Origin of the sequence: Mediterraneibacter catenae (assembly GCF_008691045.1) — a bacterium.
GTDB classification, from domain to species: Bacteria; Bacillota; Clostridia; order Lachnospirales; family Lachnospiraceae; genus Mediterraneibacter; species Mediterraneibacter ornithocaccae.
The window spans coordinates 1-21,380 of the sequence record NZ_VMSO01000031.1; the positions used below are offsets into that span (position 1 = coordinate 1).

Genomic DNA, 21,380 nt, shown 5'->3' on the forward strand with positions numbered 1-21,380 from the left:
TTTACTTTAGACTATTCCAGCACAATAATCTGTTCCTCATAGGATCCGATATACACACTGCCCGGAATGCGGTTCTCACGGGGCGGCTCGTAGTAAAACCGGATCTTCTGTCCGTCTTCATAATATTCTCCAGGTTCGGGAAGTGTCCATGCCGCCTCAAGAGTAATCTCCGTCTCACCGATATTCTCCAGTTCCGCCATCACCACCATATAGTGCGGGTTTTCGTTTTCTATCGACAGGATTTCCCCCTCTGCAGAAACAAAATTCAGCCGGCTGATATTTGAGTTCGGATTCTCTTTTCCCAGCACCTCTGCACTCCACACAGGAAGCGGTCGCTTTTCTTCATCTGCCACGAAATAATCAAATGCGAGAACATCTCCCTCTTCGAACCCTGCGCAATCGGTATCGGGATGATTAAATTCCAGATCAACCTGCTCATCCTCGAGATAATTAAGTACTGTTTTGTACTCGTAATTATAATCTTCATCCTCTCCATGAACCCGCACGGCAACAATCCCGTTCTCAAGATCCATTTTCTTAATTGTCCCAAGCGTCGTATGCTGGATACTCCCAAGATCTCCGGATGCGTATGCATCTCTTTGCTTTATTGCAAATAAGAACAGAACAATGATCAATACAGCAAAAGCAGTAATTCCCACGACTGTAAGTATCTGTTTTCTTCTGGTATTCATAGACACCTCCATAAAGCCGTTCTCTGTGCCAGGCATGGGTGTTTCTGCCCTGTTATATGCTATTTATATTATAGCGTCAACGTTGCCTCCTGTACACCGATACTTTCATCTTGTGAAGACACATGACGCCCTCATCCCCCGATACTTTTCCCTAAAACAAAAAGTACCTTCAGGCTGACATATCAGGTCTGCCCGAAGGTTATTCTTATCTGCGAAGTAATTTTAATATGAGGCAGCACATTACTGGATATCTGCGAGTTCGATACCATAGGTAACATATCCGCTGTAGTGTACTCCCTTCTGGATAACAAGGTTGTCTGATGTTGAATCCGGATAATCAAGCGCTGCCGGACGAAGTTCATAATTCATTGTGCCGTCTTCTGTGAAAGAAGCAAGCTCCATGCCTTTGATCTGATTCTCAAGGGCGCCCATTTTGAACTCACCGTCTGTACCTTTGACATATAATGTCATCATGTACTCTTTCCCCGTCTCTTCATTTGTTCCTTCCAGATACAATCTGCCGAAAGCACCGTTTCCTCTGTCGAGTGTTACGGAGATTTTCTTGCCTTCCGGTATGTATTTAACATCGCTTGCCGTGATCGGCACCTGAGTATTTTCAGTAGCGCTGAGTGCTACCGTCTCGGGAACTGTCACTGTATAAACCGGATCGTTTGCCACGTACAGACTCAGATCTGTTCTCCCGGATGTCGTATTTGCCGCATTTACCGGCACTGTACCAAACATTGATACCGCTGCTAAAAGTGCTGCTCCAAATGCAATTTTTCTCATAAGACCTTCTCCTTTCAGTCTGCCGTCAGATCACATGCAAATCCGCCTTGACTACAGCGCCGTTCATCGGCGTCATTGTGTCGTCCATGGAGTAGGTAGAAATATTCAGATGTATTTCATAGTCCCCGGGATCAAGAGGTTCCGATACTTCGAATTCTCTTACAGCCTTGCCGGGCTCTATCAGATCAGATTCGTAAATCGGCATCTCGTCATCATCTATGGTAATGGTATATCTGAAATAACATGCATTATCTTCCGGATTGGCTAATGTAATATTCCATACACTTTCTCCGGCAGGCACCGAAATGTCTCCATAACCGGGAATCTTTATTCCCGCCTGCCCTTCAGACAGATCTTTTGTATTCCCGTCCCAGTCTTCCGCACTATCATCCAAAACAATCCCCTGACTCTCCTGGTTTTCCTCATTACCTCCGGATATCACAAAATTCCAAATTGCAATTGATGATACAGCAATGACTGCAACAATAATAATTGCCAGAACAATCCAGAGAGCCGTCTTTTTATTTCTGTGGTTTTGCATATAATCTGTACACTTCTTTCGTTATTTATCTAGATTAGTATTTGGCCTTTTCCGCATTTTTGACGATGATCGCACTTATACCGTCCGTCGCGCAGACAAGGGCCAGAGAAAATCCGTCCACAGTTTCGCCTGCAGCCGGCACTTCCACGTTCGTTATAAAACAGGCGGTCGGCTATTCTGCATCCGCCACTTCAATTCCAAAGGTTATGCTGCCTGTATATGCCACGCCATACTCATATCTTCCACTGATCACCGGTTTAATCTGATACTGCTTCGTCCCGTTTTCAGTAAATGATACAACTTCTTTTCCGACACCGGCAGCGCCTGTGGAAGCATTTGTCTCGATCAGCTCACCATCGTCAGAAATAATCTGATACCGCAGTGACGTTCTCGGCGATGTCTGCGCCTCGACAACCATCTGATCATTGTATTTGTCTGTACCGGCGATCGTCACGGAGATCTTTTTGCCTTCCGGTAAGTTAGTGATCTCTTCTGCAGTAACATCTACATAAGTGCCTTCATTTCCCATTGAAACGGAAGCCGGAATAGTCACCGTATACTCCGGTTCTGCTGTCAGCGTCACACTGATCTGCTGTTCCTGGCTCGTCTCTGCTGCCAGAGCCGTACCCGGAAGTGCCGCGCTCATTGCTGCTATCATAGATAAGGCGATTATTCTTTTTTTCATAGACAGATTCCTCCTCTTATGAAACAAATCAGTTATTTATGGATCAATAAGGCCTTTTGATCATTTTCCATTGTAACAGAGGATATACTGCCTGTATTTAAATCCAAGTGAAAAGTATGTAAAACCGCATCAACAATCAGTTAATTTTATAACAGAAAAACCAATCAGATATAATGGTTGAACGGAAATGTATTTTCCGACTTCCCACTATATCTGACTGGTTTTCTATAATTTGTATATGTTTATATTCCCGCTAAGGGTTAATTTTATCTTCCATACAGTTCTGTCACTCTTGCGATCTCTTTCACTGTCGCTTTATCGAACTGTCCTTTCTTCATCCGCCATACCCAGTTGCCGCCGAGCGTAGACGGGATGTTGATACGGGCTTCACTGCCGAGGTTTAAGTAATCCTGCATCGGGATCACGCACAGATCCGCGACGCTGCTCATAGCCATAGCGATAAAGTCTTTTGTCAGCGTATCCTCGTCAAGCCTTTCTTTGCACATATATTCTTTTGCAAAATCTCTGGCTGATTTTCCCACCTCATGATACCAGCCTCTTGTCGTATCATTGTCATGAGTCCCCGTGTAGACTACGCAGTTCGTCGGATAAGTATGCGGCAGATAGTTGGAGGATTCTCGTGCGTCGAACGCAAACTGGAGAACTTTCATTCCCGGGAATCCACTGTCTTTTAGAAGCTGGAGCACGCTGGGTGTAAGGAATCCCAGATCTTCCGCGATGATCGCCGGTCTTCCGAGTTTCGCCTCAATGGCGCGGAACAGATCCATTCCCGGTCCCGGCATCCATTTACCGTTTACGGCTGTATCCTCACCGTACGGGATTGAATAATATTCGTCAAAACCGCGGAAGTGGTCGATACGAACCACATCGTAAAGCTTAAAGCAGTATTCAATCCTTTTGATCCACCACTCGTATCCTGTCTTTTTATGATACTCCCAGTCATAGAGCGGATTGCCCCAGAGCTGTCCTGTCGCGGAGAATGCATCCGGCGGGCATCCTGCCACTCCGGTCGGTTCGTTATTCTCATCGAACTGGAACATCTCGGGCGCCGCCCATGTATCAGCACTGTCAAACGCCACATAGATCGGGATATCGCCGATGATCTGAATGCCTTTCTCATTTGCGTAGGCATGAAGTTTTTTCCACTGCTTATCAAATTCATACTGCTGGAACTTGTAAAAGCCTATCTCCTCTGCAAGTTCTTCTCTCGCAGTGTCAAGAGCAGCCTCTTCTCTGTTCTTGAGAGGCGCATCCCACTCGCTCCAGCTCACGCCGCCGTTATTGTCTTTCACAGCCATATACAGACTGTAGTCATCCAGCCAGAAAGCCTGCTCTGTGACAAATGCCACATAGTCCTCGCTGCTCTCACCGCCATTTTCACAGAAACAGTCATACGCTTTTTTCAGCGCCTTGAATCTGGAATTGTAGATTTTCTCATAGTCGATGCAGTCTGCCTGATCGCCGAAATCATACGCCTTGCATTCTTTTTTCGTGAGAAGGCCTTCTTTGATGAGAGTCTTTAAGTCGATAAAATAAGGATTTCCCGCGAACGTGGAGAAAGACTGGTACGGGGAATCCCCATAACCAGTCGGTCCAAGCGGAAGTATCTGCCAGTAGCTCTGGCCCGCCTCTTTTAACATATCCACAAATTTGTACGCATCCTTTGAGAAACATCCGATCCCGTACTTTGACGGAAGGGAAAATATCGGTAATAAGATTCCGCTTGCTCTTTTCATTTTTTCCTCCTTATAATCCCCAGATATCTCTGTTGTACTCTTCGATGGTACGGTCTGATGAGAAGAATCCTGCTTTCGCAATGTTGACCAGAGCCATCTTCGCCCACGCCTTTCTGTCAGCATATGCAGCAAGAGCTTTCTCTTTTGTCTCTTTGTAAGAGTCAAAATCCAGAAGAGTCATGAACCAGTCTTTATTGATCAGCTCATTCTGAAGACGTGTCAGGTTCTCTTCGCAGCCGACTTTCAGCATCTCGTCGCTTGTGATGAAGTCGATCGCAGCTTTGATTGCCTCGTTGTTCTCATAGTAATCTTTTGCAATATAATCAGCCTTTGCGTAATGCTCGATCACTTCGTCGCTGGATGCGCCGAATACAAAGATATTGTCGTCGCCCACAGCCTCGTGGATCTCTACGTTCGCTCCATCCTCTGTTCCCAGTGTCACTGCGCCGTTGAGCATGAATTTCATATTTCCTGTTCCGCTGGCCTCTTTGGAAGCAAGAGAAATCTGCTCGGAAATATCGCATGCCGGGATCAATTTGCCGGCCTTTGTCACGTTGTAGTTCTCTACCATGACAACTCTCAGGTATTTGTTTACCTCGGGATCATTGTTGATGATCTCCTGCAGGCAGAGGATCAGATGGATGATATCTTTTGCGATCACGTAAGCCGGAGCTGCTTTCGCACCGAAGATCGCTGTCACCGGAGCTGTCGGGATCTTTCCTGCTTTGATCTCCAGATATTTATCAATGATATACAGCGCGTTCAGCTGCTGGCGTTTGTACTCGTGGAGACGCTTTACCTGGATATCAAAGATCGTATCCGGGCTCACTTCCAGCCCCTGTGTCTCGCGCAGGTAAGCGCAGAGATCTTCTTTATTCTTATGTTTGATCTCAAGCAGTTTGTCGAGAATTTTGTCGTCATCTTTGTATGCAAGAAGTTTTTCGAGCTCTGCAGCGTCTTTTTTCCAGCCTTCCCCGATCGTCTCATCAAGCAGTGCTGTCAGGCGCGGGTTGCAGTGGATCAGCCAGCGGCGGAATGTGATACCATTTGTCTTGTTGTTGAACTTCTCCGGATAAATCTTGTAGAAGTTGTTCAGTTCAGAGTTCTTGAGGATCTCTGTGTGCAGCGCGGCAACACCGTTTACACTGAATCCGTAATGGATATCGATGTGTGCCATATGCACCGTATCATTACGGTCGATAATCGCAACGCTCTCATCTTCATATTTTCTTCTTACTTTATCATCAAGCACCTCGATGATCGGCATAAGCTGCGGGACAACTTTCTTCAGGTAATGTACCGGCCATTTCTCAAGCGCCTCGGCAAGGATTGTGTGGTTCGTATATGCGCATGTTCTGGATACAACGTCAATGGCGTCGTCCATATCCATACCTCTCTCCATGAGCAGACGGATCAGTTCCGGAATTACCATAGTCGGGTGAGTGTCATTGATCTGGATCACCGCATAATCCGGCAGATCGTAAAGATTGCTTCCTTTTGCCGTGCACTCGTCGAGAATGAGCTGTGCTCCCGCGCTTACCATAAGATACTGCTGATAAATACGGAGCAGTCTTCCCTGCTCATCGCTGTCGTCCGGATAAAGGAACAACGTCAGGTTCTTCTCTATATCGTTTTTGTCGAAATCAATTCCATCTTCAACAATAGATTCGTCAACAGAATCGATATCGAAGAGATGAAGTTTATTTGTCTTATTGTTATATCCTGTCACTTCAATGTCATACATTCTCGCATTGACATTCAGTCCTTTGAACTGTACCGGATATACCGTGTCAGTCTTCTTAAGCCATGACTTCTCCTCGATCCACGGGTTCGGAGTCTCTTTCTGCAGATGATCTTCAAACTCCTGCTTGAACAGACCGAGGTGGTAGTTCAGACCGATTCCGTCTCCTGCGAGTCCAAGCGTTGCAATGGAATCGAGGAAACATGCTGCAAGACGTCCAAGTCCGCCGTTTCCGAGTGACGGCTCCGGCTCTGCTTCCTCGATCTCGCAGATGTCCTTTCCGTTCTTCTCGAGCATCTCTTTTACTTCCTGATAAATACCGAGATTGATCATGTTGTTAGAGAGCAGTTTTCCGATCAGGAACTCTGCTGAAATGTAATAAAGCTTCTTCTTGCTGTCTGTACGCTCTTTCTCTGCTGCCATCTCCTGTACAACCGTGAGCAGTCCGTCATAGATTTCTTTGTTGGAAGCCTGTGCGACCGGCTTGCCAAGGTACGCTTCTACCTTTTCCTGAATGTTCATGATAGTAGTTCTCCTTTCAAAAAAGAATCCATATGTCTTATCTCTATGATTCGCATTATAGTACTAATTCAATCTGATTTCTTGCAATATACTTTCCTTTTATTGTATAATACTATCATCACAGTTCAGCCATCTGCTGTCAGTCGACAGATTTATGCTTGCATAAGAATCTGGCGTCTGGCAGGCAGATGAGGTGAGCGCCGGCATATGAGCAAAGCAGCGGCGAAGCCGCAGTTAGCACGATAGTGCGGCTTAGCGATTGGCGCAGGTTGAACTGTGGCCTGCCAACGCAGCTTTGCGAATGGCATGGGCTGGACATTTATACATTATCATTAAAAGAGGTATGACATGAATCTGAATGAATACCAGAACTATCACGAGACGAAGTCTCACACAACTGCAGAATTTCCCTACAATACATATCTCTGCTCCATTCCCAAAGACTTTCCATCCGTACCTTTGCATTGGCATGCGGAACTGGAGCTGATCGTCATCAAGAAAGGCCGCGGCATTGTCTCAGCTGATCTGGAAAGGCGCTCTGTTACATCAGGGGATATCATCCTCATCCGCCCCGGTCAGCTCCACTCCATCGAGCAGGACCAGAATTATATCATGGAGTACGAAAATATCATATTAAAGCCGGAACTGCTCATAGCAGGTGAGAATGATCTGTGTGCCGTCCGTTTCATCCTGCCTTTTATAAACGGCGATATCCCTTCAGAATCATTCCTGACCCCCGCCCTGCCATATTATAAAGACGTCTCTGAATGTATCCGCCAGATCGACCTGCTCTGCGACGCCAGAACAGAGGGGTATCAGCTCGCGGTAAAGGGACATCTCTTCCAGTTCTTCTATCTGCTCATCTCCAACAGGCAGAAAAAAGAGACTGCGTCCGTATCACAGACGAAGTCTCTTGAAAAAATGAAAACCATTTTAAAATTTGTAGAAGAACACTATGCCGAACACATTACCATCGATGATATGGCGGCTCTTACCTATTACAGTAAATCCCATTTCATGAAATTCTTCAAGCAGCATATGGGCACGGGATTTATCGAGTATCTCAACGATTACCGCCTGACTATGGCGGAACGGCTGCTGAAATCTTCCGACAGCTCTGTCCTTGAGATTGCGGAACAGAGCGGCTTTGACAACCTGTCATATTTTAACCGTATTTTCAAACGGAAGTATGGGATGTCGCCGGGGAAGTGGCGGACACAAGGTTAAACAGCAGGGGAAAATCTGAGTAGTGCCTTGCGCGCCCCGGTCAGATATGCTATATTAAAGACAGAAAAGGAACAACCGCCACAAAGTGGTTGCCCTCGTAAATGAGTAATAGAATTACCACCCTAGATACTCGGCCAAAGTTCAGAGGGTGGTTTTTCTATGCATTAAAGCATTACTTTAATTTGTCGATTTTTGTATAGTATTACATAATCAGCTTTTATTTCCCAAATCCGCAGTTCGGATATGTACACACGTTACAGTTCAGGCACAGTCCGCCCTCACCCAGCACGCTGAAATCGTCGACACTCAGATGTTCACCGGCTACGATACGCGGCAGCACGAGATCGACGATTGTGCGTTTCGAATACATAACACATCCAGGCAGTCCCATGATCGGGATATCCGCCTTGCTCTCTGCCTCCGTATCCGCATCGACGTTCTCCCGCTTCTTATACGCAAGCATGAACATAGCACCGGGCAGGACAGGTGCTCCGTAAGTGACCACCTCGTCCGCCGCATTGCGGATAGCAAGGGGAGTCCTGTCATCCGGATCCACACTCATCCCGCCGGTGCAGACAACCATGTCAGCACCTTTATCAATCCAGTCAGCGATCGCACCTGTAGTCATCTCTGCATCGTCGTCGCACAGCACATGTCCCATCACTTCCACACCGCATTCTTCCAGTTTCTCTTTTACCACAGGAGTGAATTTATCTTCAATCCGGCCATGGTAAACTTCACTTCCGGTTGCTACTATCCCGGCTTTCATCTTCCGGAATGGAAGGATCCGGAAAACAGGCTCGTCACCGCATATTTCTTTCACACGGTTCATCTTCTCCTCTTCTATCACGAGCGGGACCACTCGCATTCCCACGATCTTATCGCCCTTTTTCACGGGGAAATCTCCGTGCCTGGACGCAAGCACCATCTGTCCCATGGCATTCACCGCGTTCAGTTTATCTCTGTCGATCTTTAAAAGCCCGTCCTCTTCCGCAGTCAGTTCGATCTTTCCCTCTTTTGCCTCCGATGCTTTCATATATTCGCCCTGGCATACCTGACGGAGCACCTCGGCTGCATCATTTTCGTGGAGCATTCCTTCCTGCTTTTCCCACACATACAGATGCTCTTTCCCGACAGAGAGCAGGACCGGAATGTCTTCTTCCGTGACCACATGTCCTTTACGGAATACGGCATCTTTCACCACTCCCGGGATAATCTGCGTAATATCATGGCAGAGCACGCTGCCTACCGCATCTTCTGTCCTGATCAGTTTCATTTTATCGCCTCCAGTTCTTTCATCCACACAGCCACACATGCATCGCTCGGCATTCTCCAGTCTCCTCTCGGTGAGAGAGCTACCGTACCGATCTTCGGTCCGTCCGGCAGGCAGGAACGCTTGAACTGCTGAGAGAAGAATCTCCGGCAGAATGTCTTCAGCCATTTCAGGATCGTCTCTCTGTCATAATCCCCCTCAAATGTCATCTCAGCCAGACGAAAGATCTTTGCCGGCTCATATCCGAACCGGAGCATATAGTATAAGAAGAAGTCATGGAGTTCATAAGGTCCTACAAGATCTTCTGTCTTCTGGGCGATGTCGCCGTCCTTGGGCGGAAGGAGTTCCGGACTCACCGGAGTATCAAGGACGTCATAAAGCACTCTGCGCAGCTCCTCATCCGAAGTCTCGTCAGCTGCATATTTGACAAGGTGGCGCACCAGAGTCTTCGGCACGGATGCATTGACGCCGTACATGGACATATGGTCGCCGTTGTATGTCGCCCATCCCAGTGCCAGCTCCGACATATCGCCGGTACCAATTACCATGCCGCCCGTCCGGTTGGCAATGTCCATAAGCACCTGCGTACGCTCCCTTGCCTGAGAATTCTCGTAAGTCACGTCGTGATTCTCAGGATCCTGCCCGATATCCCTGAAATGGATATTCACCGCATCCGCGATCGGCACTTCTTTCAGTGTAGCGCCTGTTTTTCTTGTCATCTCACAGGCGTTATTGTACGTCCTGTCGGTCGTTCCAAAACAGGGCATCGTCACCGCAATAATATCCTTCTTGTCACGTCCGAGCATTTCAAATGCCTTTGCTGTCACGAGAAGCGCAAGTGTAGAATCAAGTCCGCCTGAAATGCCGACAACCGCGGTCTTCGCATGCGTATGTGCCAGACGCTTTTTCAGTCCCATGGCCTGAATAGTCAGGATTTCCTCACATCTCTCTGCTCTTGCTCTCTCATCTGACGGCACGAACGGCTTTTTCGGGAATGTCCTGGTAAGCGCCGTCTCCTCATTATTGATATGGAACGGGATCTGCACAAGCGTCTGCCCGGTCACAGCCTTAAATGTCGTATTTTTTCTTCTCTCACTGATGATCCTCTGGATATCCAGCTCGGAGTAAATGATCTCATTGTGATACCTGTCAGCCTGTTTTAGGATCGCTCCGTTTTCGGCAATGATATTGTGTCCGCCGAACACTACGTCCGTCGTGGACTCTCCCTCGCCGGCATTTGCATAGATATATCCCGCGATCAGGCGTGCAGACTGTCCCGCGATCAATTCTCTTCGGTAACTGTCTTTTCCGATCGTCTCGTCACTGGCAGAACAGTTTACGATCACTGTCGCGCCCTCAAGAGCAGCCCCGATACTCGGCGGGACAGGGGACCATACATCTTCGCAGATTTCCGCGGACACGATCAGATCCTCCATCTGCGTTTCCTTAAACAAAAGCTGCGGTCCGAAAGGTATCTGCTCCCCGTTAAAACAAATATATTCCGCCGTATCCGGTCCCGGAGTGAACTGACGCATCTCATAAAACTCAGCATAATTCGGCAGAAATGTCTTCGTTGTCAGCCCGATCACTTTTCCCTGATTCATAGCCGCCGCAACATTGTACAGCTTGCCGCGGACAGACAGAGGCGCGCCCACAAAGACAAGGATATCCTTGTCCGCTGTATAGGCTGCGATCTTTACCAGAGCATCTTTTGCTGCTTTCAAAAGCACATCCTGGGTAAACAGATCCCCGCATGTATATCCGGTCACACACAGCTCCGGAAATACGATGATCTTAGCCTTTTGTCCGCAGGCCTCACTGATCGCCTCACAAATTTTCTCCGTGTTGAACTCTACATCCGCCACCCGGATATCCGGTGTAGCTGCGGCAACTTTTACAAACCCGTGTTTCATTTTCCCTTCCGCCTTTCTCGTTGGGGACGTAGTAAAATCGGGTTTTACTACGTCCCCGTTCACACTTTTTTCACAATTTATTCTTATCTGGCTTTCGCTTTTTTCAGCAGTTCTTTCAGCTCATCTACCGTATATTTGTAAGCTGTATTGCAGAAATGACACTTTACTTCGATATCCTTGCCGTCGTCGATCATCGACTGTATCTCTTTTCTGCCTACACTGATGATTGCTTTTTCAATCCTCTCTTTGGAACAATTACAATAAAACTGTGCCGGCATCGTGTCAGTAATCTCCAGATCCAGCCCGTCCAGCACCTGGGCAAGCATCTCTTCCGGAGTATGTCCGTTGTCCAGCATGGAGGTCACTGACTGGATATTCTGGATGTTCTGCTCCAGTTTATTCAGGACTTCATCTTCGATGAAAGGCATTACCTGCACGATGAATCCCCCTGCGCAGCGGACGGTATTGTCATGTTCCATGAGGACGCCTAATCCCACAGAGGACGGCACCTGCTCCGATGTGGCAAAATAATAAGTCAGGTCCTCCGCGATCTCGCCGGTCTGCAGGATCGTCTGGCCGGAGTACGGCTCTTTAAGCCCCATATCTTTGATCACGGTCATGACACCCTGTCCGAGCGCTCCGCCCACATCCAGCTTACCATTCTTCGGAGGCAGCATCACGTCCGGATCAAAGGCGTACCCCTTTACATTTCCCTGACTGTCTGCTGTCACCGTAAGGCCCTGGATCGGCCCGGAACATTTAATCTGGATCGTCAGCATATCCGTTGGATTCTTCATCATGCTTCCCATCATCACGCCCCCGGTCATCAGTCTGCCGAGAGCCGCTGTTGCCACAGGGCTTGTGCCGTGGCGCTGTCTTGCTTCTTCCACCATTTCTGTCGTCACTGCCGCAAACGCACGGATCTGGGTATGCGCCGCAGACGCTCTTACTATATAATCTTTCATTCCTGTATCATCCTCCTTAGTTACTTTCCGGTCAACGGCTGTTTCCCTGCTTCCCGCGCGATCACGCAGATTCTCTCAGCTGTATCCCCCGGCTCGCTTTTGGTTTCCATATCATATGCAGCTTCAAACACAAGTCCTGCACGCTCCAGGAGCGTCCGCATCTCTTCCAGTGTATACCCTCTCTGATAGTGGGTTTCCTTATACTTGCGATACAGCCCTCCCGTATGGTCCGGATCTCCTTCTGATTCCCGGCCGCATTCTCTTATGAAAAGAGTCAGGTCATACTCGTTGATCCGCTCTTCTTCATAATAATAGTTATCCCATATAAAACTGCACTCGCCGCGGTCTTCAGCTATTGTACAGTCTCCCATGATCTCCCTGTATTTATAATCTGTGTTGAAATCAAAGAGAAAAATACCGCCCGGATCAAGGTAATTATTGACAAGCCGGAACACTTCCTCCAGTTCTTCCGGCTCCGTTATATAATTGACGGAATCACATACGCTTACCGCCGCTCTGACTGTGCCGTACAGTTCAAATTCCTGCATATCCTGCAGAAGATACAGTATATCATGTCCGGATTTCATCCGCTTTTCCATGGCAAGCTCAAGCATATCCTCGGAATTGTCCACACCGATCATATCGTATCCGTATCCTGCAAGAATCTCTGTCATCGTACCTGTACCGCATCCAAGTTCCAGCACAATTCCGTCTTTTACGCCATATTTGCATAGCATGCCCTGTATATATCGCCCCCATTCTTCATAAGGGACATTATCCATAAATGTATCATACACTGATGCAAAACTCGTATATGCCTCCACCTGTCCGCCTCCGTTCTTCTACGTACGAATCTGGTCACTTTCTTTTGAGCTGCCTGATATCATCTCTTTTCTTATAGATCACCACTGCTGCGATCACAGCTGTCAGCACTGCCGCGATTTTTGCCCAGTCCTGCGGTGTCAGCTCTGTCAGGTCAAAACATCTCACATTGACCCACATTTGATTGATCCGCTCATTATTTTCCTGATCAAAATACTGCATAACTACGGCGCGCTCCAGCACATCCTGAGGCGGATACTGTGCAAAAAGCTGCCTGTTCACCTGATCCGCTTCAGCGGTAATGATATAATCTTCATCTGCATTATCTCCGCTGAAGAAGAATCCTACCGGATATTCGATCGTATCCTCAGCATCATCTTCCGCCCCGTAGCACCAGTCTGCATATGCATAGATTATATCACTGTCACCGCCCGCAATGACAGATGTATATCCGATATAATACATATTTCTGACAACATTGTCCGGTCTTGACATGAAGTTGATAAAAGCCTCGGCAGCCTGCTGTCTGGCGTCGTCTCCCTCTATTCCGTCCTTCAGCATGACCCAGCCGTCAAACCATATATTCGTGCACTCTTCCGGCACTGCATATGCCAGATAATAGTCGTCGATCTCTGCCTGATCCAGCGTGTAGACCGCATCACCCGACCACTGATAGTTCGCCAGCACCTTGCCGGTCACCATGTCGGCCTTCCCGCTGTCCGACTCAAAGGAATAGGCATTCTCTTTCATCTGCTTTAATATGGCCTCAGCTTCTTTGACCGTCTCTTCATCTGTCTGGTTCATCAGCTCCGCAATGCGCTCAAGGCGGTCCGGTGAGCTGATAAAATCCGGTTCCAGCAATGCCTCCTCGTTCAGCATCCCAAGCGCCGCAAAGTAGCTGTCGCGCACATTGTCCTTGATCGTTACCTGTCCTTTGTATTTCGGATCAGCAAGGATCGACCAGTGAGACGCCTCTTCTTCAGAGATTACTTCGGGATTGTATACAATTCCCGTCGTTCCCCACATGTAGCCTGCTGCATAGCTGCTCCACGGTTCGCCGTTTATTGTATTTGTATCAAAAATATTTCTGATATAGTCCGACACACCGCGGATGTAATAGTTGTTCTCATTCTCTTCGTCAAAGAAACTGTCAGAGAGCGGCTGAAGCCTGTCCTCCGCGATCAGTTTCATAAACATATACTCGGACGGACATACAAGATCAAAATCATTGCCGAGCGTGAGCTGGTTGTACAGATCCTCATTTGTTCCGAATGTGGAGTACTCTACTTCCACCTCCACACCATAAGTATCCAGATACCATTCTTCAAAGTCCTCGATCATGGAATTTTCTCCCAGGATCACGGTGCTTTCCCGGTCATCGAGGTCGATTGCTTCTTCCTCGTCCCAGCCGCCCTCATCGATATATTCTTCCCAGTTGGCGATGCGCAGGGTCACTTTCCCGCTGCTTTCTGCCGCAGACACAGAAGCCGGATTCCCCGACGGCGCGCCGTCGGATATTCCGTTTCCGGATATCGTCCCGACAGGCAGGACCAGTGAAAATGCGGCTGTCAGCGCAGTGCCTGCTGCCAATATTCCGATTTTACACTTTCTCTCTGCCTTCATATGCGCTCACCTCCTGTTTCTTCTCTGTTCCTGCCGCAGCAAGATTCATGATCACCACCGCCAGGATCACGACAAGGAAGATCACCGTGGACAGAGCCCACAGCGCAGTTTTGATCTCGGTCTGCGCCCCTCTTGTGGCATTAACCACATAGGTACTGATCGTGTCAAATGTCGCCGGCTTTGTATACGTGGAAATAAAATAGTCATCCAGTGACAGCGTGATCGACAGCATAAATCCCGATACGATTCCCGGGACGATCTGCGGGATCACGACCTTATACAGTGCCTGGAACGGCGTCGCGCCCAGATCGAGCGCAGCCTCATAGAGACCGTTATCCATCTGTTTGAGTTTCGGCATCACGGCGAGATATACAAAAGGAGTGCACAGTACCACATGTCCGATCACCAGCGGAATAAATGTATTCTTCTCAATCCCGAGCACGACGATCAGGAGGATACAGATTGAAAACGCAGTAACCACGTCCGCATTGACAACCGGGATCCTGTTCGCATTCTCGACCAGATTTCTGGTAAACGGCCTGGAATAAAACGCACCGACAGCGCCGACTGTCCCCAGGATCGAAGATATCACAGCTGCTCCTACAGCCAGCAGAAGAGTGCCGGCGATCATATTCCTAAGCTCTTCTGTCGTAAAAAGCGTTACATAATTGTGCAGGGAAAATCCCCGCACGGCACCGATCGTCGTGGAATCAGTAAAGCTGTAAAATGCAAGGATCAGTACAGGTATATACATAAAAAGCGCCACAATAGCAAGCCAGGAATAAGAAAGTATCTTTTTCATCACAGCACTGCCCCCCTGTTCTTCGCATCATCCTGATCCTCTCCGCCGGTAAACAGCGACACGATGCAGATCAGTGCAAAAAGGATCAGCGATATCATGGAACCGTTGTTCCAGTCATAGATATTGAAGTAACTTCCGATCAGTGAACCCATGATATACGTACTGTTGTACATCATATCAAGGATGACATAGTTGGTCATCGCCGGAAGAAATGTCATTGTGATCCCGCTGGCGATCCCCGGCATGGATAAAGGCAGTGTCACTCTGGAAAACACTGACACCGGTCCTGCTCCCAGATCCTGCGCCGCCTCCAGCAGGCTCTGATCCAGCTGGAGCAGAGTCGTATATAACGGCAGGATCATAAATGGAAGATAATCGTATGTCATCCCTATCACCGTATTCAGGAACGGATGCAGAGACAGATTACCCTCAAGTACTGTCAGGATCTCTTTTAATGCGGTGATCCGCAATGTAAAGTTGATCCACATCGGCAGGATAAAGAGCATCAGCAGCACCGGCCCTCTTTTCAGGCCGCTCCTTGCCAGTACGTACGCCACAGGGTAAGCGATCAGAAGACAGACCGCCGTCACCACGACTGCGATCACAGCACTGTAGCAGAGCGTGCCTATCGTATTTCCGTTCGTAAAGAAGTTAAGAAGATTTTCAAGAGTAAATCTCCCGCTCCCGTCCGTAAACGCATAGTAAACAATCACTGCCAGCGGCAGTACGACAAAACAGATCAGGAACAGTGCATAAGGGATGCACAGCTGTTTCCTGCTGAATCGAAAACCTTTCATATCCAGTCCCTACTTTCTCTTCAGTACGATCTGCTCTTTTGGAATCATCAGACTTACGTGGTCCCCCTCGTTCCACAGATCATCCTCGTCCAGCACGAAGTCCTCTTCCGTAGCTGTCCGCACCGTATAGTTATAGTGATTTCCTTTATAGATAAATGAGATGATATTTCCGTCCGCACGGTATTCCCTCTGTTCATCACTCATGGAAACCGCTTTCACCGGCACTTCTACCGTCACATAAGTACCCTCGAGATCGATCTCCTCGCCGCCTGCCGTAATAACAGAGCACGGGCCGCTCTGAACAGAGCCCTCGTAGAGCTGTGTCAGGTCACACTCGTACTCACCGCCGGCAAATGCTGCGCGTCCGTCTTTCGTGATCGTGCCGTCAAAGACATTCATGAGCACGCCCGCAGGCATGACGTGGATCTCGTCAGGCCCGATACGCATACCAATCTCTTCGCCGGGCTGCACGTTTCTTGTAGTCTGGATGACCACCTCATTTTCATCCGGCAGGATCGCCGTGATCTCATAGTACATCCCCTTAAATACCGCAGAGTCCACAACTCCGCTGATCTGGCCGTGCTCCGGAGTGGTTATAATGACATCTTCGGGCCGCACTACCACGTCAACGCGCGTATCTTTCGGTACGTTATCCACACAAGGGAATTCAGCTCCGCAGAAGCTGACCGTCATGGATGCCGCCATCTTTCCTTCAAAGATATTGCTTTCCCCGATAAAGTCCGCGACGAAAGCATTTTTCGGCTCATTGTAAATCTCCTCGGGAGTCCCGATCTGCTGGATCATGCCGTCCGACATGACCACGACCTTATCGGACATGGTTAGAGCTTCCTCCTGATCATGCGTCACATAGATAAATGTAATTCCCAGCTGTTCATGCATGGATTTCAGCTCCAGCTGCATCTCTTTTCTCATCTTCAGGTCCAGCGCCCCCAGCGGCTCGTCAAGAAGCAGGATGTCAGGTTCATTGACGATCGCGCGGGCAATGGCGATCCTCTGCTGCTGTCCTCCCGACAACGTGGATATCTTTCTATTCTCAAACCCTTCCAGATCGACCACTTCCAGAACCCTTCTGACTTTCTCACTGATCACGGATTTGGGCAGATGCTTCAGATTCAGCCCGAACGCTACATTATCATAAACATTCATATGGGGAAACAGCGCATAGCGCTGAAACACTGTGTTGATCGGCCGCAGATTGGGCGGCAGATGACTGATATCCTCTCCATTTAAGAGGATCTGCCCCTCTGTCGGGAATTCAAATCCGGCGATCATGCGAAGTGTCGTCGTCTTCCCACAGCCTGACGGACCTAAAAATGTAACAAATTCACCTTTTTTCACTTCCAGGTTAAAGTCTTCCACGACCACGGTATCATCGAAAACCTTCTTTATGTTCTTAAGTTCTATAATATTCTGATTCATGGTTCCCCTCCTTGCCATGGGTCTTCTCTATAGTAACAAAGCCAGGTAACAGTTTACTCCGTCCGCAGGGCTGTCACCGGATCACTCTTGGCTGCCTTCTTCGACGGGATCAGACCGCCGATCAATGTCAGGATAACGCTCAAGAGGATAAGTATTACCGCCGGCCCCGCCGGGAGCACGGCATTGACGTCATTTGTTCCTGCCAGATAGTGGATCAGCGCATTTCCGGGGATCAAAAGCAGCAGAGAGATGATGATTCCCAGCGCGCCCGCACAGAATCCGATGATAAATGTCTCTGCATTAAATACCTGTGAAATATTCCCCTTAGATGCACCTATTGCGCGCAGAATACCAATCTCCTTCTTTCTTTCCAGCACGCTGATGTATGTGATCACACCGATCATAATGGACGATACGACAAGAGATATCGCCACAAAAGCAATCAGCACATAACTGATGATATCGATGATTTCTGTCACGGAGGACATCAGTGTTCCAACCATATCCGTGTAAGTGATCACCTGTTCTTCCTTACCTTCCGACTCCATGCGGCTGTTATAATCGTCAAGGATGCCGACCACCGCTTCTTTGCTCTCGAAATCTTTCGGATAAATATCTATCCCTCCCGGCACATCAAAATCCACATAGCCGAGAGACGCCAGATTGTTCTCATAAGAAGCACTCTGTCCCGAATTCATGGACATCATAAGTTCGGTCAGTTCATCTCCTGACATATTCATCTGAAATGCATCCGCAAACGCTTCTGCATCAATATTCATTGCATCTTCCAGACTGCTTCCCACATTTGCCATTGCCTGGCTCATGGCGTCACCCATTCCGGATGCGATCTGACTCATCATCTGCTGCATGGCTGAAGACATCTGAGTCTCAAGCGCCTGACTGATCGCGCTGCCGTAAGCCGCCATGGCGCTCCTCATGTAACTCTCTACAGATTGTGTGAGCTGAGACTCTATGGCGTCAATATCTATTGCCGAAGCCAGTCCTTCCGATATTATATCCTGTGCCGCCTCTGTCTGAAGATATTCGATAAAGTGTTCTCCCATCTTAGACGGATCCGGACCGCCTCCCGCCTGAGCATACTGCTGATAACCTGCTGCCAGAGCGGCGGCCAGTCTGGTTATATACCCGTCATCAATCTCCATACTCTGCAGTTTTGACGTAAAGATGCCGTTCATCCAGGTATTTATCGTTCCAAGGGCTGTATCTGTCTGCAGGTACTCTTCAAGCTTAGTATAGAAACCCTCTGCTGTCCAGCCCCCTTCCGGCATCTCCGCTGACTCCGCATACTGTATAAATCCGGCTTTTAAAGATGCCGTCAGTTCATATATCTGTCCTGATGTCACACTGACTCCGCCCTCCGACTGGATGATCTCCAGCATCGTCGCTTTTATGATCGCCTGCGCGGCATCAGTCCTGAGATACTCCTGAAAACTCTCCATCAGTCCCGAATAATCCGCCTCCGGGTGTTCTTTCGCATACTCCTGATATCCTGCCAGCAGTTCCCCCGCAATCTTCGAGAAGTCTTCGGAGGACATGGAGATATCAACATTTTCCATTATATCTCCAAGATCCATTGATCCCATATCGGGCAGATCAACGCTTATTCCGCTCAGATCTATCATCTGCGAGAGGTCCACGGAGTCTCCCGCGCTTCCGAACACGCTTGAGAAGTCCAAGGAGTCCGACACATTTGTAAATGCGCTCTCATCAAAGCCGAATGCCTCCTGCAGCTTCTCTTCATCGACCGTTACGAGGGATTCCATGTCAAATTCATCCTGGGAACTGTTTTCTCCGAATTTTTCTCCGGTAAATACATTGACAGACGAGTCCGCAAGCTGTTCTTTGACAATATCGGTGTTCGCTGCATATTCTGCAGTATGTTTCGTCAGGGACGCCGGATAACAGATCCCCGGGCTGAGCGCGGACGCATTGGCGTCTTCCGCAGGCTGTACCACTCCGACGATCGTAAGATCTTCTCCATTCGCCACCAGTTCTTTCATATAGTCCTCATCACCGGTTTTGTCTGTCCACACCTCATACTGGCTGTCATACTGATAGTAGTCGGCACTGTTCACCAGCTTAAATGTGGTGCCGATGATGTCGTCATAGGTGTACGTACCTATGTCCTCAGGTACAGTAATATTCTCCTCATTTGCAAACTGCTCCACCATATCGTCGAGTTCCAGCGGATCTCTTAATCCCAGTGTATAAAGCATAAAATCGCTCATGCCACCGCCGGATGTAAGGACAAGCACACACTCATTGTAGTTCTCCGGCCAGCGTCCTGCTTTCACGTCGTACTGTCCCTCATAAAGCTGTTCGTTCTCCGGCATTTCATAGAATACATCCGTGCTCATCATAGAAGACATGATGCCGGACCCTGATGATGAGCCGAACCCCAGTGAGTCAAAAGAATGATCCGGATTGACCTGCCGGATCTCGTCTCCGTTTTCCTTGTATATCTGAGGTTCTGTATTATAAGAATATTCTACAGCATTGGTGTATTTTTCTATCCCGCTCTCCCCGCTGTCCAGATAAGATTTCAGAGATTCAAGGTCATTTGTATCTAAAGTAGAGAACATATCCGTTACCATCTCTACCACATAGATATCGCCGGTCTGGTCCTCTGAATCCGGAATCCCCCCGGTTTCCAATGCAGAAGAGAAATCAAATCCGGTACTCTGAATCTGCAGCGGATACTCGGAAAGAGTCTCCTCCTCGATCTGCTGAATATAGTCGTTGACTCCTGTCGACAGGGACAAAATGAGAGCGATGCCGATAATTCCAATGGATCCGGCAAACGCCGTAAGGAGTGTCCTCGCCTTCTTTGTTTTCAGGTTATTAAAACTTAAGGAAAGAGCAGTAATGAAAGACATGGAAGATTTCCCCATGTTTTTGTGCTCCGGGTCCATAAGCTCTTCTTCATTCACTATATAGGGATCACTGTCCGATCTTATCTGTCCGTCTTTCAGGTTCACGATACGTGTCGCATACTCATATGCCAGCTCAGGGTTATGTGTGACCATGACGACCAGCCGGTCTTTAGCCACCTCTTTGAGCAGATCCATCACCTGTACACTCGTCTCGCTGTCCAATGCTCCTGTAGGCTCATCAGCCAGCAGTATATCCGGATCATTGACAAGTGCCCGGGCTATTGCAACCCGCTGCATCTGGCCGCCGGAGAGCTGGTTCGGCTTCTTATGCACCTGCTCGCCCAGTCCTACCTGCGTCAACGCTTCCCGCGCTCTCTGCCTGCGCTCTGCCTTTCCGATTCCTGAGATTGTCAGAGCAAGCTCCACATTCGCCAGAATTGTCTGGTGAGGGATCAGATTGTAACTTTGGAATACGAATCCTATCGTGTGATTCCGGTAGGAATCCCAATCCCTGTCTTTATATTTCTTAGTGGATATTCCATTAATGATAAGATCGCCGCTGTCATAGCGGTCCAGCCCGCCAATGATATTAAGAAGCGTCGTCTTTCCCGAACCGCTCGGCCCCAGGATGGCAACAAATTCGTTATCTCTCAGATTCAGGCTCACTCCGTCCAAAGCTTTCTGGACAAGAGTTCCGGTGCGGTATTCTTTACGGATGTCTTTTACCTGAAGCATTACTGCATCTCCTTTCAAAATTCAAGTGTCAGATTCCGCCCCAACCCTCAATGCTGATATTATAGCGAATTACACCGTATTTGTCACTGTACATAAAGTAAATAAATATGATTATTTTAATTTTACATAGTTTGCATCTACGTTTTACTTTTTAGTGGTATA

General features: G+C 48.3%; 16 protein-coding genes. 1 reads left to right on the forward strand and 15 read right to left on the reverse strand.

Translation table 11 applies throughout. From position 1 onward, the window contains the following. Positions 1–11 precede the first annotated feature (11 nt). The 6 genes from FNY66_RS14235 to FNY66_RS14260 form a co-directional block, all read right to left on the reverse strand. Positions 12–692 carry a hypothetical protein gene (locus tag FNY66_RS14235; RefSeq protein WP_150311571.1) on the reverse strand — a complete coding sequence of 227 codons (681 nt, stop codon included), beginning with the start codon at positions 690–692 and terminating at the stop codon, positions 12–14. Between the two features lie 240 nt (positions 693–932). Then, positions 933–1,481 carry a hypothetical protein gene (locus tag FNY66_RS14240; protein ID WP_150311572.1) on the reverse strand — a complete coding sequence of 183 codons (549 nt, stop codon included), beginning with the start codon at positions 1,479–1,481 and terminating at the stop codon, positions 933–935. 25 nt (positions 1,482–1,506) lie between these two features. Further along, positions 1,507–2,022 carry a hypothetical protein gene (locus FNY66_RS14245; protein WP_150311573.1) on the reverse strand — a complete coding sequence of 172 codons (516 nt, stop codon included), beginning with the start codon at positions 2,020–2,022 and terminating at the stop codon, positions 1,507–1,509. A 172-nt stretch (positions 2,023–2,194) separates the two neighbouring features. Further along, on the reverse strand, positions 2,195–2,707 hold the full coding sequence (locus FNY66_RS14250) for a hypothetical protein (RefSeq protein WP_087151591.1): 513 nt from the start codon (positions 2,705–2,707) through the stop codon (positions 2,195–2,197). A 266-nt stretch (positions 2,708–2,973) separates the two neighbouring features. After that, on the reverse strand, positions 2,974–4,464 hold the full coding sequence (malQ, locus tag FNY66_RS14255) for a 4-alpha-glucanotransferase (RefSeq protein WP_087151590.1): 1,491 nt from the start codon (positions 4,462–4,464) through the stop codon (positions 2,974–2,976). 10 nt (positions 4,465–4,474) lie between these two features. Continuing rightward, the gene (locus FNY66_RS14260; RefSeq protein WP_150311574.1) at positions 4,475–6,727 is read right to left on the reverse strand and encodes a glycogen/starch/alpha-glucan phosphorylase; all 2,253 of its coding nucleotides are present in this window, start codon (positions 6,725–6,727) and stop codon (positions 4,475–4,477) included. Positions 6,728–7,075: 348 nt separating this feature from the next. Between FNY66_RS14260 and FNY66_RS14265 the strand changes: the two genes are divergently transcribed. Then, positions 7,076–7,954 carry an AraC family transcriptional regulator gene (locus FNY66_RS14265; protein WP_087151588.1) on the forward strand — a complete coding sequence of 293 codons (879 nt, stop codon included), beginning with the start codon at positions 7,076–7,078 and terminating at the stop codon, positions 7,952–7,954. 217 nt (positions 7,955–8,171) lie between these two features. Here the strand turns inward: FNY66_RS14265 and FNY66_RS14270 are convergent, their stop codons facing one another. The 9 genes from FNY66_RS14270 to FNY66_RS14310 all read right to left on the reverse strand — a co-directional run bounded on the left by FNY66_RS14270 (position 8,172) and on the right by FNY66_RS14310 (position 21,218). Then, the gene (locus FNY66_RS14270; protein WP_150311575.1) at positions 8,172–9,230 is read right to left on the reverse strand and encodes a molybdopterin-binding protein; all 1,059 of its coding nucleotides are present in this window, start codon (positions 9,228–9,230) and stop codon (positions 8,172–8,174) included. Then, complete coding sequence (locus tag FNY66_RS14275) at positions 9,227–11,140, reverse strand: NAD(+) synthase (protein ID WP_150311576.1); 1,914 nt, start codon at positions 11,138–11,140, stop codon at positions 9,227–9,229. The genes FNY66_RS14270 and FNY66_RS14275 overlap by 4 nt, the downstream gene beginning before the upstream one ends. 83 nt (positions 11,141–11,223) lie before the next feature. Beyond that, complete coding sequence (hslO, locus tag FNY66_RS14280; RefSeq protein WP_150311577.1) at positions 11,224–12,105, reverse strand: Hsp33 family molecular chaperone HslO; 882 nt, start codon at positions 12,103–12,105, stop codon at positions 11,224–11,226. 20 nt (positions 12,106–12,125) lie between these two features. Beyond that, positions 12,126–12,929 carry a class I SAM-dependent DNA methyltransferase gene (locus FNY66_RS14285; protein ID WP_150311578.1) on the reverse strand — a complete coding sequence of 268 codons (804 nt, stop codon included), beginning with the start codon at positions 12,927–12,929 and terminating at the stop codon, positions 12,126–12,128. Between the two features lie 34 nt (positions 12,930–12,963). After that, entirely contained in the window at positions 12,964–14,550 is a 1,587-nt protein-coding gene (locus tag FNY66_RS14290) for an extracellular solute-binding protein (RefSeq protein ID WP_150311579.1), read from the reverse strand. Continuing rightward, complete coding sequence (locus FNY66_RS14295) at positions 14,528–15,352, reverse strand: ABC transporter permease (protein ID WP_164488319.1); 825 nt, start codon at positions 15,350–15,352, stop codon at positions 14,528–14,530. Before FNY66_RS14295 ends, FNY66_RS14290 begins: the two co-directional genes overlap by 23 nt. Further along, entirely contained in the window at positions 15,352–16,149 is a 798-nt protein-coding gene (locus FNY66_RS14300; protein WP_087151581.1) for an ABC transporter permease, read from the reverse strand. The genes FNY66_RS14295 and FNY66_RS14300 overlap by 1 nt, the downstream gene beginning before the upstream one ends. A 9-nt stretch (positions 16,150–16,158) precedes the next feature. Then, complete coding sequence (locus FNY66_RS14305; RefSeq protein ID WP_229409542.1) at positions 16,159–17,589, reverse strand: ABC transporter ATP-binding protein; 1,431 nt, start codon at positions 17,587–17,589, stop codon at positions 16,159–16,161. Between the two features lie 53 nt (positions 17,590–17,642). After that, entirely contained in the window at positions 17,643–21,218 is a 3,576-nt protein-coding gene (locus FNY66_RS14310; RefSeq protein WP_150311581.1) for an ABC transporter ATP-binding protein/permease, read from the reverse strand. Between the last annotated feature and the right edge of the window lie 162 nt (positions 21,219–21,380).

What these genes read in the sequence shown, in the direction of transcription:
- FNY66_RS14235 (WP_150311571.1), bottom strand. Translation starts at nt 692, where the DNA reads ATGAATACCAGAAGAAAACAGATACTTACAGTCGTGGGAATTACTGCT.
- FNY66_RS14240 (WP_150311572.1), bottom strand. Translation starts at nt 1,481, where the DNA reads ATGAGAAAAATTGCATTTGGAGCAGCACTTTTAGCAGCGGTATCAATG.
- FNY66_RS14245 (WP_150311573.1), bottom strand. Translation starts at nt 2,022, where the DNA reads ATGCAAAACCACAGAAATAAAAAGACGGCTCTCTGGATTGTTCTGGCA.
- FNY66_RS14250 (WP_087151591.1), bottom strand. Translation starts at nt 2,707, where the DNA reads ATGAAAAAAAGAATAATCGCCTTATCTATGATAGCAGCAATGAGCGCG.
- malQ (WP_087151590.1), bottom strand. Translation starts at nt 4,464, where the DNA reads ATGAAAAGAGCAAGCGGAATCTTATTACCGATATTTTCCCTTCCGTCA.
- FNY66_RS14260 (WP_150311574.1), bottom strand. Translation starts at nt 6,727, where the DNA reads ATGAACATTCAGGAAAAGGTAGAAGCGTACCTTGGCAAGCCGGTCGCA.
- FNY66_RS14265 (WP_087151588.1), top strand. Translation starts at nt 7,076, where the DNA reads ATGAATCTGAATGAATACCAGAACTATCACGAGACGAAGTCTCACACA.
- FNY66_RS14270 (WP_150311575.1), bottom strand. Translation starts at nt 9,230, where the DNA reads ATGAAACTGATCAGGACAGAAGATGCGGTAGGCAGCGTGCTCTGCCAT.
- FNY66_RS14275 (WP_150311576.1), bottom strand. Translation starts at nt 11,140, where the DNA reads ATGAAACACGGGTTTGTAAAAGTTGCCGCAGCTACACCGGATATCCGG.
- hslO (WP_150311577.1), bottom strand. Translation starts at nt 12,105, where the DNA reads ATGAAAGATTATATAGTAAGAGCGTCTGCGGCGCATACCCAGATCCGT.
- FNY66_RS14290 (WP_150311579.1), bottom strand. Translation starts at nt 14,550, where the DNA reads ATGAAGGCAGAGAGAAAGTGTAAAATCGGAATATTGGCAGCAGGCACT.
- FNY66_RS14295 (WP_164488319.1), bottom strand. Translation starts at nt 15,352, where the DNA reads ATGAAAAAGATACTTTCTTATTCCTGGCTTGCTATTGTGGCGCTTTTT.
- FNY66_RS14300 (WP_087151581.1), bottom strand. Translation starts at nt 16,149, where the DNA reads ATGAAAGGTTTTCGATTCAGCAGGAAACAGCTGTGCATCCCTTATGCA.
- FNY66_RS14305 (WP_229409542.1), bottom strand. Translation starts at nt 17,589, where the DNA reads ATGAATCAGAATATTATAGAACTTAAGAACATAAAGAAGGTTTTCGAT.
- FNY66_RS14310 (WP_150311581.1), bottom strand. Translation starts at nt 21,218, where the DNA reads ATGCTTCAGGTAAAAGACATCCGTAAAGAATACCGCACCGGAACTCTT.